The sequence below is a fragment of the Paenibacillus sp. FSL M7-1046 genome (assembly GCF_038007405.1).
Taxonomy (GTDB): domain Bacteria; phylum Bacillota; class Bacilli; order Paenibacillales; family Paenibacillaceae; genus Paenibacillus_AQ.
Map to the genome: position 1 here is coordinate 5912897 of NZ_JBBOXB010000001.1, position 19653 is coordinate 5932549.

At 55.1% G+C, this 19653-nt stretch carries 7 protein-coding genes; all 7 read right to left on the minus strand.

What is annotated here, in order from left to right:
• Window positions 1-6: 6 nt before the first annotated feature.
• From NYE29_RS26415 to NYE29_RS26445, 7 genes are read right to left on the minus strand one after another with little or no spacing between them, the layout of a single operon-like run.
• Window positions 7-1638: a non-ribosomal peptide synthetase gene (locus tag NYE29_RS26415; RefSeq protein ID WP_340898110.1), complete on the minus strand. Its 1632-nt coding sequence runs from the start codon at window positions 1636-1638 to the stop codon at window positions 7-9.
• Window positions 1635-2957, minus strand: coding sequence for an ACP S-malonyltransferase (locus NYE29_RS26420; protein ID WP_340898111.1), 1323 nt, complete (start codon window positions 2955-2957; stop codon window positions 1635-1637). The genes NYE29_RS26415 and NYE29_RS26420 overlap by 4 nt, the downstream gene beginning before the upstream one ends.
• Window positions 2958-2994: 37 nt before the next feature.
• Window positions 2995-4122 carry an acyl-CoA dehydrogenase family protein gene (locus NYE29_RS26425; RefSeq protein WP_340898112.1) on the minus strand — a complete coding sequence of 376 codons (1128 nt, stop codon included), beginning with the start codon at window positions 4120-4122 and terminating at the stop codon, window positions 2995-2997.
• Window positions 4122-4379 carry an acyl carrier protein gene (locus tag NYE29_RS26430; RefSeq protein WP_340898113.1) on the minus strand — a complete coding sequence of 86 codons (258 nt, stop codon included), beginning with the start codon at window positions 4377-4379 and terminating at the stop codon, window positions 4122-4124. The genes NYE29_RS26425 and NYE29_RS26430 overlap by 1 nt, the downstream gene beginning before the upstream one ends.
• 19 nt (window positions 4380-4398) lie before the next feature.
• Window positions 4399-5250 carry a 3-hydroxyacyl-CoA dehydrogenase family protein gene (locus NYE29_RS26435; RefSeq protein ID WP_340898114.1) on the minus strand — a complete coding sequence of 284 codons (852 nt, stop codon included), beginning with the start codon at window positions 5248-5250 and terminating at the stop codon, window positions 4399-4401.
• Between the two features lie 26 nt (window positions 5251-5276).
• On the minus strand, window positions 5277-9728 hold the full coding sequence (locus NYE29_RS26440; RefSeq protein ID WP_340898115.1) for a type I polyketide synthase: 4452 nt from the start codon (window positions 9726-9728) through the stop codon (window positions 5277-5279).
• Between the two features lie 4 nt (window positions 9729-9732).
• Window positions 9733-19650: a non-ribosomal peptide synthetase/type I polyketide synthase gene (locus tag NYE29_RS26445; RefSeq protein WP_340898116.1), complete on the minus strand. Its 9918-nt coding sequence runs from the start codon at window positions 19648-19650 to the stop codon at window positions 9733-9735.
• Window positions 19651-19653 lie beyond the last annotated feature (3 nt).

A 19653-nucleotide genomic window follows, 5' to 3' on the forward strand; every position in this document is an offset into this window, starting at 1 on the left:
GCCCCCTTAGCTTTGTGCGGCCTTACCTCCGTGGATGGCAAGCAGGAGGCTCCGGTCTGCCTTGCCGTTTGGTTTCAGTGGAATTTCATCCATCCAGATGATCTCTGTCGGAATCGCATACGCAGGCAAATACAAAGCAAGCTCGGCGCGCAGCGCCCGCAGCTTGTCCTGTTCCGGAATGGGCTCCGCGTCTGCAGCCGCAACCACAAAGGCGGTTAGGAATTGTTCCCCGGCATCACCTATGCGCACCCCGGCAACGGCGGCTTTTACCTGGGCTGCACGGAGCAAACAGCTCTCCACTTCACCCAGCTCAATGCGTAGTCCCCGAAGTTTGATCTGATCGTCCTCCCGTCCGGCGTACATGACCTCCCCCTCCATAGTCCATGAGGCGAGATCGCCTGTACGGTACATGCGCTGTCCGGGTTCATAGGGGTTGGGCACGAATCTCTCCAGCGTTAGCTGTGGCTGGTTCAGATATCCGCGTGCCAGACCCACTCCTGAGATATATAGCTGCCCCGTCTCTCCAATGGATGCAAGCGTCAAATCATCTCTCAGAATATACAAGCGGATGTTGTCAATGGGGCGTCCGATGGGAACTGGCTGGTCCAGAGCATCCCGCTCGCAGACATGATAGGTGACATCAATCGCCGCTTCCGTAGGACCATAGAGATTGATCAACTTCACTCCTTGTCCGGGCGGGAAGGTATGATAGAACTGACTGACCAGCGGGACGGTCAACGCTTCTCCGCTGCAAAAGACATACCGCAGGCTGCGCAAGCGTTCCATTGCAAAATCGTTGCCGATATATTCAAGGAACAAACGCAATACGGAGGGAACAAAATGAATGACAGTGATCCCTGTTTTCTCGATCAGTCTCACGAACATGCGCGGGTCATTCTCTTTGCGCGGCTGCAGAAGACAGACCGCAGCACCTGTGGTTGACCACCAGACCAGTTCCCAGACCGAGACATCAAATGTATATACTGTTTTTTGGAACAGGATATCTTTGTGGGTAATGGGGAAGGTGTTTTGCATCCATTCGATCCGGTTGGTCAAGGCATCATGTTCCACAAGCACACCCTTGGGGTTGCCGGTGGAACCGGAAGTATAGATTACATAAGCCAGGTCACCTGGCTCTGGTCCGTCCGGCAGATTCGTCTCGGGCAGATCACGGTCTGCCAGACTATCTAGCGGGACCCATTCTACTGTTGCAGGCAGCACAGACGGACGGGAAACGCCTCCCTCCGTAATGACCCAGCCCGGGGCGCTGTCTGACAGCATGGTCAGCAGCCTCATAGGCGGACTCTCCAGATCCAGCGGCAAATACGCGGCTCCGGCTTTGAGTACACCGTATATGGCAACCAGCATGTCAAAAGAACGCTCGAGCATTAAGGCGACAATCGACCCGTTTCCGGCACCGCTTGACCGCAGCGCATGAGCCAGCCGGTTCGCCGCACGGTTCAATTCCCCGTAAGTGTAGATTGCCTCCTTCACGTATACAGCAGGTGCGAGCGGCTGCTCCGCCACGCGTGCTTCAAACTGCTGGACAATGGTGGTGTCCTGTGAATAAGACGCAGCGGTATCGTTAAAGCCGCGCAGCGTATGCAGCAATTCGTTCTCTACAGTAGGCAGACTCATTCCGGTTCCCTCCTTGCAATGGCAGTAATCTCTGCTTGCCGCTCCACACCGGTCTTTTCCTTGATCTGCAGCCATCGAAGCTCCCGTTCACTGTCCGGGGTACGCTTATCTTCAAACACAGCCTGCAGCATGGATATTGCCAGGGCAACATGCTCTTCTCCAAGTGCTATTTCCCCTTGATCAAGCTCATGCTTCATCCGTTTGACTTGCGTATACAGCTCCAAGGACGGCATAACCGGAACATCAGCCTGGTTGTTATTGCGGGTGGTCATGGCATGTGTGAGACACATGCTTATTGCTTTAAGCCGCAAATCTGCGGCAGGCGGGCTTGTCTCAGCCTTGTGCCTGGGCACAGGAGTGGCTGAAGAAGCGGCTATGTGATCTCTAATGGTCATCCGGTCCACCTTTTCATCATGGGCATATACACGGGTCTGCTCAGAAATTTCGGGCATCAGTGTTTTGAGGATGTTTTGCGGACCCATTTCAATGAATGTCTGAACACCGTTCCCCAGCAGATATATGATGGAGTTCTGCCACAGCACCGGTTTGTATAGCTGCTGCGCCAGCAGCCCCTGCATCTCATGGATAGATGTATAAGGCCGTCCGGTTACATTGGACAGAAGCTGACATGCCGGAAGGCTCCAGTTATACTTGAGCAGTTCCTCCGTCATTTCAGCCGCTCTCGGCTGCATTAGAGCACAATGATAAGGGGCGCTTCCGATCAAGTGGCTGATCTGTGCATAATCTGACGCTTCTGTTACCCGCTGCTCCAGCTCTGCCAGTGCAGCGTCTTGACCGGAAACTGCGATCTGGCTGCGGGAGTTCTGACAGGCAATGCTGACCTCCCGCCCTTCGGCTTGCAGTTTCAGGCACAGCAATGCGACTTGTGCAGGATCAACCGATTTCATAATACTCATGGCGCCGCCCGTGGCCTCCATAACCTCTTCCGCCAGTCGGGCACGGAAGCGGACCAGCATCAGCCCGTCCCTGAAGGACAAGGCACCGCTGCAAATTAGTGCGGAATATTCGCCCAGACTGTGTCCCGCCATGTAGGCTGGAAGCGGTCCGCCTTGCTCCCGGTATAGGCGGTAATGGGCAACACTCGCCGCACAGATAGCCGGCAGCATATGCCCGATCCGGTTCAGCTTGACCGTACTGCCCTCCATCATCAGCCGGGATAATTCAAAACCGAGAATGTCATCTGCCTCATACAAGGTGTCCTGCACCCTGCGCGAGGATTCATAGAGGCTTCGCATCATTCCTTTATATTGGGCCCCTGATCCAGGGAATAATAAAGCCAGGTCTGCTTGATTGTTCATCCGATCCTCACCCTTCTGCTAAAGATGCGGCATAGTGTCACAAACGGAAGGTGCGTGCTATTTGCAGCTCATGCATCTGTGAAGTCCCCTCAATAATCTCCATAATCTTGGCATCCCGGTAGAACCGTTCTACCGGATTGCCGCTCATACAGCCTGAAGCGCCGTGTATTTGCAGGGCATGATCTGCTGCATGGACAGCCGTTTTGGAAGCATGGTACTTGGCGACCAAGGTCTCTGTGATGGCCGCCGGATCACCTTGCTCCCGCAGTCTCCCGGCGGCGGTACACAGCTCGCGGGCGGCTTTGGACTCGGTAATCATTTCGCTGAGCATCTTCTGCACAAGCTGATGCTTGCGCAGGGGTTCACCGAACTGGAACCGCTCACCGGCATACTGGATGCTCTGCTCCAGACAGGCCTGTGCCAACCCGACGCTGCCGCAGGCGGTGGTGTAACGGCCTTCGTCCAGCGCATAGTTCGCTACATGGGTGAAGCCGAAGCCGATTTTGCCAACCAGATTTTCCACAGGCACACAGCAATGCTCGAAAGTCAGCTCGGCAACCATATTGGCCCTAAGCCCCATCAACCCCCGCAGCGGATCAATCTGCAAACCGGGAGTTCCCCGTTCCACCAGTACAGCGACCCCGCGCCCGTTCAAGCGGGCGAACACCAGGAACAAATCGGCGATTTGCCCGAGCGTGATGTACTTTTTGCGGCCATTCAGGATGATTTGGCCATCTTCCTGCACCGCTTCCGTCTCCAGCTTGGCAATATCGCTGCCCACCATCGGTTCGGTGATTGCAATCGCCGGAATTACCCCGCCAGCCGCGATGGCGGGCAGCCATTTAAGCTTCTGGGCTTCCGACCCAAACCGCGCCAGCGGTTTGCAGACCATGCCGAACACAGTACAGGCATTCTGCACCGAGGCATATCCGCGGCCCAACTCCTCATGAATGGCTCCAAGTGTGGCGTAGTCGACGGCAGTGCCCCCATATTTTTCTGGAATCGCAAGGCCTGTAAGTCCTTCGGCTGCCATCTCAGTGAACAATGCGCGCGGAATCTCCTGCTCCTGATCCATCTGCGCGGCCTGCGGCAGGATGTGCGTGTCAACAAACTGGCGGATGGCAAGGGCGGTAGGGACGGAGGTCGCTTTTAGTGGCGTAGTCATTAGATTTCAGCTCCCGTAGGTTGATGGCGTTCAATCAGGACTACCAGATCGCGGACTGTCTTGATATTGTCCATATCCAAATCCTCTTCTTCCAGCTCCAGATGAAAGGTCCTCTCGATGAACATAATCAACTGGATCATGAACAGGGAATGCACAAGGCCCAGCTCCAGGATGTTATCGTCCTCCTTAAGTTCCTTGGTACGCAGCGAGCGGGTAAGAAATGTAGTCACCTGTGCTTTGATTTCCTCATGATTCATAGGGATCAGCCTCCTGTAATCAATTGTAAGAATAAAAACCCTGACCGGATTTCATGCCGTGAAGCCCGGCATCGACCATTTTTTTGAGCAAGGGACAAGGGCGGTATTTACTGTCGTTATAACCTTCGTAAAGTACATCAAGTGACTTGAGAATGGTGTCCAGACCAATGAGGTCGGCTGTCTGCAAGGGGCCCATCTTGTGCCCGAAACACTGTTTGAACAAAATATCAATGTCCTCCGAGGAAGCCACCTGCTCCTGCACCATGAAGATGGCCTCATTGACAAAAATCATCATCGCCCGGTTCGTCACAAACCCGACCGAGTCTTCAACAACTACACTTTGCTTGCCGAGGGTTCCCAGCATTTCCTGCGTCATCTGCAGTGTCTCCGGGGTGGTATGGTATCCTTTGATGACCTCAACCATAGGTTTGAGCGGCACCGGATTCATGAAATGAATCCCGACAACCCGTTCGGGGCGTTCCACCAATGCAGCAACTCGGGTGATTGAAATCGCTGACGTGTTGACCCCCAGAATACAATCCTTCGCGCAGACCTTGTTAAGCTGTTCGTATACCGCCTGCTTGATTTCCCAGCTCTCGGTCACATTCTCAACCACGAACGAACACGCAGCGAGGTCTTCGATCTCCTGGGTGAAGTGGATGCGGTCCAGCACCACCTCGGCACGTTCCCGCGGGGCCACGCCTGTCATCATTTTCTGAAAACGAAGGCTCTCCCGGATCTTCTCCCGGGTTCGGCGCATCTGCGCTTCGGATACATCTACAACTACCGTGTCGTACCCTCCTTGAGCGAAGACCTGGGCTACGCCGCTTCCCATCACACCTGAGCCTACAACGCCAATCCTCTGTTCCATCGTTCTTCCTCCGTCCTGAATTCTGCTCACTGTACACCTTCATAGGTCAGCCGTTGATATTCCCGGTAGGCATCTGCAATGTCCGCTACGGTTCCGGCATTTCCCCACTCGATCACCAAGCTGTGGATCATCCCTTCCACTGTTGGATTCTCCATCACGGTACGAAGCGGCAGTTCGGCGCGAAACACATCCTTGATTCGTGACAGGAGTCGTGTCAGCAGCAGCGAATGTCCACCCAAATCGTAAAAATGGTCGTCCACACCCACCGGATGTACTCCAAGCAGTTCGGCAATAATCTCACAGATGATAGCCTCCTGCTCCGTCACTGGAGGTTTATATGCCCCAAGAAAAGCCGGGCGCTCACGACTGCCCGCAGCATCGTAAGGATGGGCGGAGGGATGGGATTCCGCCGGAAGTGGCTGTCCCTCTGAGGCGATCTTCAACCGGAATGTTGGAGGCTGAGCAGAGATGATAGCCCGGCTGATCTGTCCCCGGATCGGCCATAGTTGCTCATATAAGGCATATTCCTGTTCCCGGGTAATGCCCGGACCCGGGGCTGCCGTGCTGCGGATGAAATCCCGGCTCAGCGACAGCCAGGGGATATTCCCGCTGCCCGCATCTTCCGCAGCGGCATCAAGCACGCCTGCTGCCGCTGCCAGTTCGGTGAGGCCCAGTCCGCCAACTACGGAAGACAAGGAAGATAATAGCCAGCCAAAACCGATCTCAGCACCGCAGCTCTGCAACAGCTTGTTCAGTTCCTGGAAGGTGCGGGGCGCCGGAACCTTGGGGTTCGCCGCCGCAGACAACGCCGCAAGTGTCCGCCATTCCAAGGCTTGCAGCTCCGGTTCGTATACCACCCCGTCAATCCGGCCGCAGATTCCAGCCGCTGCCGCAATGGCCTGGCGAAGCTGATCTGATCCGAGACCTTCGGATGCTATGACCTCCACACCAGGCCGGGCTGCCAAAAAGCTGCGGATCAACTCCGCGCCACCAGCGGGAGAGACAACCAGATAAACCTCCCCGGGTGTTGCTGCCGCTGTTTCGGAGAAGATAGCAGGCTCGCCCAGTTGAATTGGAGCTGTAAATGGTTCAAAAGCCTGCACCAGCCGCGTCCCGCCCCGGTAAGCGGCTACTATCGAAGTACCGGGGGCCGACATGAGCTCCAGCCAAAGCTTGTCTGTCAGACGTCTTTCGCGCTCCTCAGGCTGGAAGTCAACCAGCCGGCCATTCCAGCCGGGCTGCTCCTGGCCCAAGGTCAGGATCGGCCCAAGGATGGCCCGTCGTTCCGCCTCACCTCCTCCTGCTCCGAAGATCGTAAAGATCCGGCTGGCCGCCACCGTTAGCTGGACTTGCGCTCCGCATAGTTCCTTATCCAGGGCAGGGACTAGATGAATGAGCGACAGGTATCCGCGCTCGGCTGCGGCTGCTCCCGTCATCTCTGCAACGGACGGGATTCCGGGCTGCGGCTGCTCTTCCAGCATCCAGGCATGGAGAATACGGTCGATGACAATGCCGTCCCTTCGCAGGTCACCGGCGAGCCGCTGGTAATCCCCGGCAAGGACCGGATTCAGCTCGATCAGATCCGGTGCGAGCCGTCGATACTGCGCGGCAGCCAGCACCTCGATACAGCGGTCTCCCTGTTCAACAAGCCGTTTTTTACATCGCTCGACTGCCCGGCTTTCTTCCCGCAGAATGAGCCAGGTTAGAGGATGCGAACGGGTATTACTTGGTGCGTCCGGGAGCGGCTCCTGCTTCCATGCCGGCAGATAGAGAAAGGAAATGTCCGGCTCCGCCGTTGCCGCCCGGAGCGGCCCTGGAAGCGTTGGCCGAGGCAGGTAGGTCTGCCGGTCAAAACTGTACATAGGCAGGGGCAGCCGCCGGCGGGACTGCGGCGGATAGAACTGCTCCCACTGAACGGGTACCCCGGCCAGCCATAGCTGGGACAAGGTCTGCACGAAAACGACTGCTTCACTTGTTGCTGCCGTGGTCCCCAGGCTGGACAGCACCAGCCGGTCACTTCCGGTCTGAGCTTTTGCCAGACGGCATAACGTCTGGCCTGGGCCTATTTCAAGGAAGACATTGTCCTCATTGGCTAGACAGCCGCTGATCATCGCCGAGAAGTTCACCGTCCCGCGAAGCTGCGCGGTCCAATACTCGGGATTCACTGCCATCTCGCTAGTGACAGGTTCCCCGGTCAGACAGGAATAGAACGGCAGCTCGGGTGGATTCAGGTGTTTGGAGCGGAGCACTTCGCCGAACGGCTCCAGAATGGCATCCATCCGTGCAGAGTGGAACGCGTGAGAGGTGTTCAGCCTTGCCGTGAAAATCCCCGCTTGGCTCCACTCCTCCTGTCGCTGGCGCAGCTTTTCTTCGTCGCCTGAGAATACGCATAAACCCGGCTGGTTAATAGCTGCGAGCGATACGTCTGCACTGACATACCGGCCTGCTTCAGATGCAGAAATCGCTGCGGCTAACATCATTCCACCAGGGGCGGACTGCATCAGTCGTCCGCGGGCCACAACAATATCGAGAGCATCCTCAAGGGTGAAGACCCCGGCGAGTGTTGCCGCAACATATTCCCCGATGCTGTGTCCCACCATGTGGGAAGGGCGGACACCAAGCTTCATCCAGGCACGGGCAAGCGCATATTCCAAAACGAACAATGCGGGCTGAGCGAGCCAGGTCTGGTGCAGCTCCGAATCGGAGGAAGTGCCGGCAAGATTCAGAGCTTCTGCCTCCGCCACGCCGATATAGCGGCGGATATCAAGGCCAAGCTTCGGCCGCAGCTGCTCCGACAGCCGGTCCACTTCCTGGCGATAGGACAGATGGCGCTGGTACAGCTCTGCGCCCATCCCCATGACTTGCGAGCCTTGGCCTGTGAACATGAATACCACCGGACGGTTGATACGCTCCTGAGAAGATCGAATCATTCCAACACCTTCAGAACCTCTTAGAAGGCGGACAGCCTCTTCCGTCTGCGCTGCAGTACAGGCTAGCCGGTATTTGAATTGCCCCCGTCCCATTTGCAGCGTGAACGCAACATCGGCCAGCGGTACGCTGCTTGACTTGTTCTCCAAATGATCTGCCAATTCGCCTTGCATCCGCTCCAGGGCAGCAGGGCTTTTGGCCGAGAGAAGCAGAACAGCCGGAAGCTCCGCCTGCTCACTGCGCGCCCGGATTGGCGGCTCCTCGAGAACCAGATGGACATTGGTGCCGCCAACGCCAAACGAACTGATGCCTGCGCGGCGCGGCAGCTTCCCTCTAGGCCACGCCACGGGTTCCCGGCTGAGGTAAAAGGACGACTTCTCCATCTCCAGCAGCGGATTGGGTTCAGCATAATTGGCTGTCGGCGGAATCATCTCCCGTTCCAGAGACAAAGCGGTCTTGATCAAGCCGGCAATCCCGGCTGCGGCATGAAGATGTCCGATGTTGCCCTTGACCGAGCCGATGGGCCGGTGCTGGCTTTCCTGCCCGAACACTTGCTGTAAGGCGGTAAATTCAATCGGGTCACCGACTTTGGTGCCGGTACCGTGGGTTTCGATGTAACCGACGGTATCCGGTTCAATATCTGCGAGGTTCCAGGCCGAGCGGATGACCTCCTTCTGGCCCTCCAGGCTGGGGGCAGCAAAGCCTACTTTTCGACGCCCGTCATTGTTGCTCGACGAGCCTTTAATCACAGCATAGATATGGTCGCCGTCATCTATAGCTTCCGAGAGGCGTTTGAGCACCACCGCGCCTGCGCCTTCTCCGAAGATGGTGCCATCGGCCCGGCTGTCGAAAGGGCGGCAAACACCACTTTTGGAATAAATAGTGCCCTCCTGGTAGAGATAACCCGACTTGCCCGGCTGCTCCAGCGTCACCCCTCCGGCAACGGCCAGATTGCAGTCTCCAAGCAGGAGACCCTGGCAAGCCAGATGGACTGCTGCGAGTGAGGTTGAACAGGCGGTGTACAGGGTGTAGCTGGGTCCCGTCAGATTGAGCTTGTAGGAAATCAGTTGGCTTAAGAAATCCTTGCTCGACACGATGCCCGACTCCAGCACATCTTCTCCGTCTCCGTGACGGGACAGATGATCACTCGTCCATTTCAGGTCGAGCGGGGCTCCGGCATACATGCCAATTTGGCCGTCATAGCGGTCGGGGTGATAGCCCGAATTCTCTAGCGCATGATAGACAATTTCGTGGAACAGACGGATCTGGGGGTCCATGTTCTCGGCTTCCCAGGGGGCATATCCGAATAAAGAAGCATCAAAATCGTATACGTTGCCCAGGTAAGGCTTCGCATAGACGTAATCGGGATGGCTCAAACGTTCTGGAGAAATCCCTTGTTCCCGAAGCTCTTCGAAGCTGAATTGGGTTACGGAGGATGCACCCTGCATCAGCAGATTCCAATACTCCTCGATATTATCCGCGCCCGGAAATTTACCGCTCATGCCAATGATGGCAATCTCAAGTCCGGTCTCTGCGGTCTCTTCACTCATCACGTCACCTTCTTCCCTTGATGGACTCCAGCGTTTTCAAGCGGCTTGCCTTTCTTTTGCGGTCTTCGGAATCTTTGAGAACCTCGCTCTTGTCCGCCTGGTCTTCCCTGTCCGCGAACAAATAGGCATCCAGCAGATGAATCGTCGGGTAGGAGTACATTTTGACAATCGAGGTATCTTTGACAGACAAAGCATTGATTTGGGCATTAATCTGAATCAGGTCAAGTGAGCTTGCTCCCGCTTCGAAAAAATTGTCATGCAGCCCGATCGCCTCCAGCTCCAGATAGTCCATGAACAGTTCTGCCAGCTTCTTCTGCTTCTGAGTAAGCGGTGGTGCATATTCGGTGCTGTTAGCCATCCGTTTCCGCTTGCGTCCCGCAGGAAGAGGCTTATTAGCAGGTCTTATCCCCTCCGGCGTGTTGGCCTCAAGTAAGGAATACCGGGTGTTCAGATCGGTCGTTGACAACAGCCACTGAACGGGAGACAACTCTGCACTCATGACTTTGGTTAAAATATGCTCAAGCACTTCCATTCCTTCAGCATTGGTCATTCCACTCTGGAGCTGCACCGTCTCCGGCTTTTGAGCTGCAGCATGTTCCTGGGTAATGACGATTTTGCCGATATGCTTGGCCGATGCCATATACCGGAAAGCCTCTTCCGTATCTGCGAACCGGTAGGGGATCACTGGCAGCGGTGTAAAAGTGCCGTCTTCCACATGCCGGGCAATCTCGCGGAAAAGCCTTGTGTAGCCTGGCAGTCCGCTGTCCATGCTGATGGCTGACACAGAAATACCTTTCTCGAAAATCCGCATCCCCAGATTGCTGTTCTCCATAATGTCCTTTACGCCCATTTCCAGAAATCTGCCATGCGGGGCCAATAAGGAAAGGCCTTTTTCGACAGCCTCTCCCGTCAGGGAATTCAGAACCACATCTACCGTTCCGGCAGACTCACGGATTTGGTCGGCAAAATCAAGATCCCGAGAGGAGTACACATGGGAGATACCCAGTGAACGCAGGTAGTCTCGTTTCTCTTCGGTGCCGGCCGTTGCATAAATCTCCGCTCCAGCCCACTGGGCGATTTGCACGGCTGCCAGACCCACACCGCCTGTTGCCGTATGAATCAGCACTTTCTCGCCCAAGGAGAGCTGTCCACGGATAATCAGCGCGTAGTATGCTGTCATAAAGGCAATTGGCAGGGTTGCCGCTTCAGCAAACGATATCCGGGAAGGCTTGCGCACCACCGAGCTTGCCGGCACTCGCGCGTATTTGCCCAAACTTGCTCCGGCTATCGCCATCACTTCATCTCCAGGCAGCCAACCGGTTACGCCTGCCCCCACCCTCGTTACTGTCCCGGCGCATTCCAGGCCGAAGCTGAAACCATAGGTATCCGGCAGCTTAAGCACACCGAGTGCATACAGCACTTCCTTAAAGTTCAGGCCGTTAGCCGCCACTCTTATCTCTACCTCATCCGGTCCCGGAGGCAGCCGGTATTCAGACAGGATATGCAGGCTGTTCAGTTCACCTGGTACGGCTAATCCCAGCCGATAATTGCCGACCGCAGGCAACGTTCCTTCGCGTTCCAAAGGCAACTTGTCTGACAGCGACTGGTCACGGACTTTTCTCATGACATATTCTTCAATCTCCATGAGTACACTGCCTTCCAGATCAGTAATGAGGCAGGTATACGTCCGAGCTTCTTCACTTTGTTCCCCCTCTTGCACAATGGTGCAGAGTTTAGCAGGAAACGGCCGGAGAATTCGGAGGTTCTTATACGCAAAAGGCAGATAAGCACGGCTGTCCTCCGTTTGTTCGTTGAGCAGGCTCGTTGCCCGGTCCATGAGAGCGGGATGAACTCCGTAATCAGCCGAGTCCCTTGCCAGATCCTCTGGCAGTGACAATTCGGCAACAGCTTCATTCTCGTTTCGGAAGAACCGGCGCATATTGTTCCAGTGAGGGCCATATTGCATGCGTACCTTCGTGCCCTCCTCGGATCGTTCTGCTTCTACAGGAACCGTTGCTGCCAGTAGGCAGTTATGGAGCTTATTGAGCTCTGTGTCGCTGAGTGTCCGATCAGTCTGCTCTTCCAGGCGCTCCGCGCAGCCTTTGGCATGTTGTACCCATTCTCCTGCCGCTCCTATGGAGGACATGGTGAATTCCCAGCCGCTGCTATTTTTGGACCATACGGTTCTTAGCTCACACATCTCTTCAACCACAAGCGGCTGTACAAAAAACAGTTCTACAATGTTCAGGCCCATATCGCCGGTTAACTCTTCAAACGATGCCCTCAGAATCTCTACATAACCCGTTCCCGGTAAAATGGAGGAACCGAGCATCCGGTGGCCGTCCAGTACCCAATGATGCTCTGCCGACAATCTGGACACATAAACAGTCTGCGTCTTCCCTGCCGTCTCACTTTTGGAGGTCAGCAGCGGGTGGGTAATGCGCAGCGGAAGGTCCGTACGCCCTTCTTTGTAGACTGGGGTATCCAAATTGTCTTTGCCGGAGCTGTTATATCGGTTCACAGCCTCAATAGCCATCCCCGTCTCCTTCCAAGCATCCCAATCCATGCTGACTACGCGCATTCCAGACGATTCCCCGGCATGTGCACGGGCGAATCCGTCCATAAAGGCATTAGCCGCTGCGTACCCGCTCTGCCCAAAAGCACCGAACGTGCCGCTGATCGAAGAGAACAGCAGGAGAAATTCCGGCTGCTGCTGCATATCTGCAAGCACCTCATATAAAGCTGTGGTACCTGCGATTTTGGGCCGCAGCACCGCTGCGATTTGTTCTCTTGTTGCGATGTGGATCATGCTTCCATCCGGCACTCCTGCGGCATGGAATACTCCGTCCAGCGGGCCGAAGCGCTCCACCGCTGCACAAATGACGCGTTCCATCGAAGCTCGGTCAGCGACATCGGCATATTCCACATGCACCTGCGCTCCCTTGGCACATAGCTGTTCCAGCCGATCCTGTACTAGATGCGGCTTGCGGCTAACCAGCACAAGCTTGGCCTGATATTGACTAGCCAGATAATCGGCGAGCGCAAGGCCGATTCCGCCAAGGCCGCCAGTGATCAGGTACACCGCTCCCTTGCGCAAAGCGCCGGACGGAAGGGTTCTACGGGGAAGGGGCACCCGGATGAAGCCATGTTCATATCGGTGTGAGGACCGCAGCGCCTGCCGAGTGGGAAACGGGCAAGCCTTACCCTCTGATCCTTCGAAAGGCAGTGTCAGCAGAAGTCCGGGATTCGCGGCGGCGGACTCCTTGTCGAGATCCAGCGTATGCACCCGGATATGCGGATACTCCAGCGGGATAACGCTGGCTACTCCAAGCAGGGTTGCTTTTAGCGGATCTACAATGTCGTTCGAATGGACCCGTTCCATTTGATTTGTGACCAGCGTAAGATCCAGCGTCTTCCCTTGCGCGGCTACAGCGGCCGCACGAACCAGTTCCAGTACACTGTACAGGCAGCGGTTAAGCACCTCAATGCCGGCAAGATTTTCCCCGTTTCGACCGGACGCTACTTGGGCCTGAACCAAGGTTTCGTCTTGTTCCAACCCGAGACTCCACAGATGAATGATCCGTTCGGGCGGCTGTATCCCGGCTTTGGCAAGCACATCAAACAATTGAGCATAATGGGCCGGGTTGCCGGGATCAAGGGTGTACTCAGCATCAGACTCCCTCTGAAAGCTCCCTTCGGGGTAGACCTTGATCCAGCGGTCTCCTTGCTCCTCCAGTAACTCTGCAAGCTGGTCAGCGAAAAGGCTCCGCTCAGTGAACAACAGCACCGTCTGTCCGTTGCAGGCAGGACGTTTGTCTTCCATACTGCCCTCTTGCTCACTCCAGTCCGGGGCATAAGCCCATTCTGAAACCGGACGTTTGCGGGAAAGCGAGCTGTCCGGTTGGATATTCTCTGCCTTCCCCTGCTGATATTTCCAGTAATATTGCTTCTCGAACGGGTACACCGGCAGGGAAACCCGCCGTCCTTTGCGGTTCTCAAATACTTTCTCCCAGTTGATAGCCACTCCGCTCATCCATAGGTCGCCCAAGGCCTGAAGCAGATGAACACCTGCGGCCTGTACCTCGGAAGCTTTGGGTACTATGCTAAGAATTTTACTGTTACTGCTGATACCCGGATTTCGGCGGATCAGTTGACCCAGCGTCCGGCCCGGGCCGACTTCCAGAATTACAGGCTCAAGCTGTTCCGCCAGCGTTGCCACACCTTCCGAGAACCTGACGGTTTGCCGGACATGATTCACATAGTATTCAGGATCCACCGCTTGTTCGGCTGTGATGAACTCACCCGTAACATTGGAGATATACGGAATTGCCGGAGCCGCCAATTTGATTTCTTGGAGCACTTTGCTGTAGGGGCCGAGCATCGGCTTCATCATCGCGGAATGAAAGGCATGCGATACCTGCAGACGGAACGGCTCATGGCCGTTTTGCCGCAGCTCGGCTGACAGGGCACGAATGGATGCGGGCGGTCCCGAGACCACTGTGAGTTCCGGGCTGTTGGTCGCAGCCACGGACAGATCGGGCCATTCGCCCAGCATTGGAAGCAAACATTCATGCCCCAGGCTAATACTAATCATCTCACCGTGTTCCATCTGCTGCATTAGCGAGGATCGGCGGATCACCAGCCGGATAGCCTCCTCCAGTGTCAACACGCCTGCGATGCAGGCCGCTGTGTATTCACCGAGGCTATGCCCGATCATAGCCGCCTGTGAGATGCCCCAATGCTGCAAAAGCCGGGCCAGCGCATACTCCACCATGAACAGCAGCGGCTGGGCAATTTCGGTCTGGTCGATAGCATTTAAAGTCGTTGCAGGCAGTGTTGACCCTCCCGAGTCCGGCCCCTGCTGCGGCAGCCAGATGGACCGCAAATTGGTCGCCAAGATCGGTGAGGCCAGCTCCAGACAGCGATCCATTTCACGCCGGAATAGCGGCTGCGTATCATACAGGTAACGTGCCATTCCTGCATGCTGGGTTCCTTGGCCCGGGAATGCGAATACTACATGCACAGCCTCCCGGATACGGGCAATGTTGCGTGTTCCGCTCTGGAAAGCACGCAGGGCGGCAGTAAACTCAGCTGCATCCGCGGCAATCCACGCCACCCGGCAGTTCAATTCTTGACGGCCTGTATTCAGCGTATAGGCGATATCAGCAAGCTGTTGCTCTTGACCTTCTGCCGAACTGAGATAACAGAGCAAGTCTTCTGTTTTTTGCAGCAAGGCTTCTTCTGTCGCAGCGGATAATAGGAACAATTCGGGTGATCCCTCACTCCGGTTCTGTCTGTTCCAATGATCTGCGGCGACGGAAAGCGGGGCCTCCTCCAGGACGACATGCGCGTTGGTTCCGCCGATTCCAAAGGAGCTTACGCCGGCACGGCGCGGCGAACCTTCCGGCGGCAGCCAATCCTGAAGCGTGGCATTGACATACAGTGAACTTTTGTCGAAGCCGATGGCTGGATTTGCCTGCTTATAATGCAAGCTGGGAGGCAACTGCTTGTGATGCAGTGCCAGCACTGTTTTGATGAATCCGGCAATTCCCGCAGCAGCATCGAGATGTCCGATATTGGTTTTGACAGACCCGATGGCTGTTCCAGTTCCATTGGAGGCGGGGAACAACCCGGACAAGGCCTCGATCTCGATGGGATCACCCAGTGGGGTGCCCGTACCATGCGTCTCAATGTAACTGATGGATTCCGCAGGGACAGCTGCGGCTTCCAATGCAGCCGTCACAACCTCTAGTTGTCCCTGAACGCTAGGTGCCGTGAATCCAGCTTTGCGCGTTCCATCGTTGTTAATCGCAGATCCTTTAATAACAGCGTAGATATGATCGCCATCCCGAACAGCCTGATCCAGCCTTTTTAACACCACAAGACCCGCACCGTCGCCGCTGACTGTCCCTTTGGCATCTGCATCGAAGGCTTTGCAGTGCCCGTCCGGCGATTTAATCATGCCATCCTGGTAGGTGTAGCCCGATTTCTTGGGTACTGAGATCGACACCCCTCCTGCCAGCGCCAGATCCGACTCTCCTCGCATCAGGGAATTACAGGCTAGATGTACCGCTACTAGTGACGAAGAACAGGCGGTTTCTACGGTTAACGACGGACCTTTCAGATTGAGCTTATAAGAGATGGGCATGCTCAAGGAATGTACATTTAGATTTGCCGCCCGCCAGCGTTCTGTATCGTCCTCCAGCGAATCGAACAGGCGGTTTACCCAGTTCAAATGGACCGTTGCGCCCACAAATAAGCCAATGGCATCCTGGTACCTCATGGGATCATATCCGGCATCCTCCAGGCTCGCCCAGGCGAGTTCATGCAGAATGCGAAGCTGCGGGTCCATAAGTTCGGCCTCTTGCGGACTGTAATGGAACAATTCCGCATCGAAGTATTCGATATCCTCAAGCATCCCCTTGGCCTTCACATACCTGGAGTCTCGCAGCAGTGTCTCGGCAATTCCGGCAGCGCGTAATTCTTCATCGGAAAAGAACGAAATGCTCTCCTTCCCATCCCGCAGATTGCGCCAAAAACTCGTCGGATCGGCAGCACCTGGGAACCTTCCGGCAAGTCCGATGACAGCAATATCACTGGTTGTTGCGGAAGCACCTTCCATCGGCTGTTGCTCTACTTGGGAGGGAACAGCCACATGATCAGTGTCGTTCTTCGGGCTCCCTTTGGTTTGCTTCGCGGCCATGTACGCGGCGAGCTCTCTGACCGTTGGATATCGGAATAAATCGGTTACCGACAGCTCAATACCGGTGGAGGCATTCAGTTTATCGCTGATACGGATCGTCAGGAGCGAATTCCCGCCGATATCAAAAAAGGGGTCATCAAGTCCAATCTGTTCCACCCCTAGTGCTTCCTTCCAGGCTTCCAGCACCGTGATTTCCATAAAGGCTAATGATTTTGCAGGTGTACCTCCAATGATTGAGGAAGGGAACGGCAGGTTGCGCAGCGCCTTCTTATCAATTTTTCCGTTGATCGTCAGCGGCAGCGCAGCAAGCTGCATATAACGCGTAGGCACCGCATAGGATGGCAGCCGTTCCAGCAACGCTTTTCTTAGCGAACCTGCTTGCAGTGTGTCGCCCGCTACAAAATATGCAGCCAGCTCCTTCTCCCGGTCAGATGACTGAATAATAATAACCGTACAGTCTTCTATTCCGGACAGCCGGCTTAATTCATGTTCGATTTCTTGCAGCTCAATCCGGTATCCCCGAACCTTCACCTGATTGTCGGCTCTCCCGAGAAAATCAATATTCCCATCAGGAAGCCATCGGGCCAAATCCCCTGTTCTGTACATCCTGTACTCTGGATAAAGCGGATCGGGAATAAATTTGGCTTCGGTCAGCTCAGGGTTGTTTAGATACCCTCTTGCCACGCCTTCCAGCCCGACGCATAGTTCACCAATTGCTCCCACAGGCAAAAACTGTTGATTCCGGTCCAGAATATATGCAGTGGAGTTCGAGACAGGTCTGCCGATCGGGATTCTGGTCTCATATTCCCGTTCAATCGCAAATGTGGTGGACAGCACCGAATTCTCGGAAGGACCATAGCCATTGACGAGTGCCAAAGCCGGGCAGGCCTGTCTCACTTTGTTAATCTGCGTTGGCGACAACGTATCACCACCGATAATCAGATAACGCAGGGAATGGAACAGCGAAGCATCCACACTGGCTAATTGATTGAACAGCGGTGTAGTCATCCACATCAAGCTTATTTTCTGCTGGAGCAGCGTTTCTTTTAATACCTGAGGCATCAGCAGCTTGTCCTGAGCCATCAGGTACAGTGACGCTCCATTCAGCAGTGCCCCCCAGATCTCGAAGTTGGAGACATCGAATTCAAACGGACATGTCGGCAAAATCACATCGCTGGTGCTGAAATTCACAAACTCTGTATGCTTGACCAGCCGCACGATCCCTCTATGCTCGATCATTACACCTTTGGGCCTTCCGGTAGATCCGGAAGTATAAACAATGCAGGCTAGACGGTGTCCGCCATCATGCGGAGAAGGGAAGCTGTCCAGCGGTGCTGGGTCTTCTTTCACAAGGATATCTTGGTAACACAGGGTATCTACATTCATGGAATTCATAAAAGAAAGCCGGCTATCTGTGTCTGACAGCATAAGCCGCATTCCTGAATCTTCGATCATGAACCTGATCCGCTCTTCGGGATAATCCGGGTGCAGAGGCACATAAGCCGCCCCGGATTTCAGAATCGCGAGCAGTCCCATGATCGTCTCCGGGCTCCGCCGAGACTCGATTCCAATGTATTGCTCCGGCCCGGCTCCAAGACGAATCAGTGCAGCGGCTACCCGGTCAGACATCCGATCAAGCTCAGCATAGGTCCACTTGACTTGCTCATGAATTATGGCAATGTTCTGGGGATGGCTCCGTGCCATCGTGGTGAACCACTGCGGAATAGATTGTTCACGGAACTGCTTCAAGGGTTCGGCAGAGGACAGCAGTCCGTTCATTTTTAGTGCGTCAGGTTCCGCGATCCTAATGTCTGACACCAGTACCTCTGGCTGCGCGACAAGATTGTGCAGCAGTTGCACAAAACACTGTGACATCTGATTTACCACAAAATACTCATAGCTTTCCTGATCATAGATGAAGTCCATTTCGAAACCGCTGCTCTCCCGAATGAGCAGAGTAAGCGGATAATGAGTGTGCTCCACCATTTCAAAGGAGCTGATCGACAAGGGAGCTTGCCCGGTTAGACCTTCCGGTGCGGAGCCTGCCATTGGCTGCTCCAGCAGCACCTTATCCAGCGGATAGTTCTCCATGACCAGTAAGGTATCAAATAACTCCTCCGTACCTTGAATCCCAGCGTATTCCCGGATCTCGGACAGACCAGCCATTTCATATGGACGCCTGGCCGCGATTGCTGAATGAACGCCTGCAAAATACTCCTGAACACTTTCCCTCTTTCGGCTGAAAAGACGCAGCGGCACCGTATTGATCAACAGCCCGACTATACACTCGATGCCGGTAAGACTAACGCCTCTGCCGGATAACGTCGAGCCAAATACAATATCATCGACGTGTTTGAAGCGCTGGAGCAATATGCCCCACGCACCATTCATCAAGGTGGCTACCGAGATGCTATTGTTTTGGCAAAATAGCCGCATTCCCGCCGCTGCCGTTTCCGGTATGTTCAGGGATACCTGTTTGAATCCCGAGCGCCGGGGTTTGTAGAACGGCTGTATCGTTTGCTTTATTTCATAATCCCGCAGGCAATCGGCCCAATACACCGCTTCCCGTTCCGGTTCGCGTGAGCTTTTGACAGCAGCCAGATAAGCCTTCATTCCCGGCTTTGCCGAAGGGGACACTTCCTGGTCTTCAGTGAGTGCCCGGTAGGCATGAAGCCATTCTTCCAGCACAATGCCGAGACTCCAGCCATCCAGCACAATGTGATGGTACGTAAGGAACAATCTGCATTCCCCGTCGAACTTACATAATACGATTCTTAGGGTTTCACGGGTCAAGTCGAAACGCAGCGTACGGTTCCGTTTGCCAATGATTTCTGCAGTTAGCTGTATCCGTTCTTCTTTGCTCTTCGTCTGCTTCAGAGCCTCTTGATCATCACTGGAAAAGACGGCCTTAAATTCATCAGGGATAATTCCGCCCGTGAAATCATAGATTTCCGGCAACGGTTCACGGCTCCGAAGCACCACCTGCACAGGTGACCGGAGTCCCTCCCATTTGAAAACGGACCGCAATGCGTCATTCGCACGGTAGACAGCGAGCCAGGCCTCATTGAACAGCCGGTTATCGACTTGCCCCTGCAGGCTAAGGACAAGGTGCTCCATGTATTCACTTTTGGATTCCCCCTGCAAATAATGAAACAGCATCCCTTGCTGCAGCGGCCGCAGCGGCCAAATATCTTGGACGTTGTTTTTCTCAACCTTCATCAT

What these genes read in the sequence shown, in the direction of transcription:
- NYE29_RS26435 (WP_340898114.1), bottom strand. Translation starts at nt 5,250, where the DNA reads ATGGAACAGAGGATTGGCGTTGTAGGCTCAGGTGTGATGGGAAGCGGC.
- NYE29_RS26425 (WP_340898112.1), bottom strand. Translation starts at nt 4,122, where the DNA reads ATGACTACGCCACTAAAAGCGACCTCCGTCCCTACCGCCCTTGCCATC.
- NYE29_RS26420 (WP_340898111.1), bottom strand. Translation starts at nt 2,957, where the DNA reads ATGAACAATCAAGCAGACCTGGCTTTATTATTCCCTGGATCAGGGGCC.
- NYE29_RS26445 (WP_340898116.1), bottom strand. Translation starts at nt 19,650, where the DNA reads ATGAAGGTTGAGAAAAACAACGTCCAAGATATTTGGCCGCTGCGGCCG.
- NYE29_RS26440 (WP_340898115.1), bottom strand. Translation starts at nt 9,728, where the DNA reads ATGAGTGAAGAGACCGCAGAGACCGGACTTGAGATTGCCATCATTGGC.
- NYE29_RS26430 (WP_340898113.1), bottom strand. Translation starts at nt 4,379, where the DNA reads ATGAATCATGAGGAAATCAAAGCACAGGTGACTACATTTCTTACCCGC.
- NYE29_RS26415 (WP_340898110.1), bottom strand. Translation starts at nt 1,638, where the DNA reads ATGAGTCTGCCTACTGTAGAGAACGAATTGCTGCATACGCTGCGCGGC.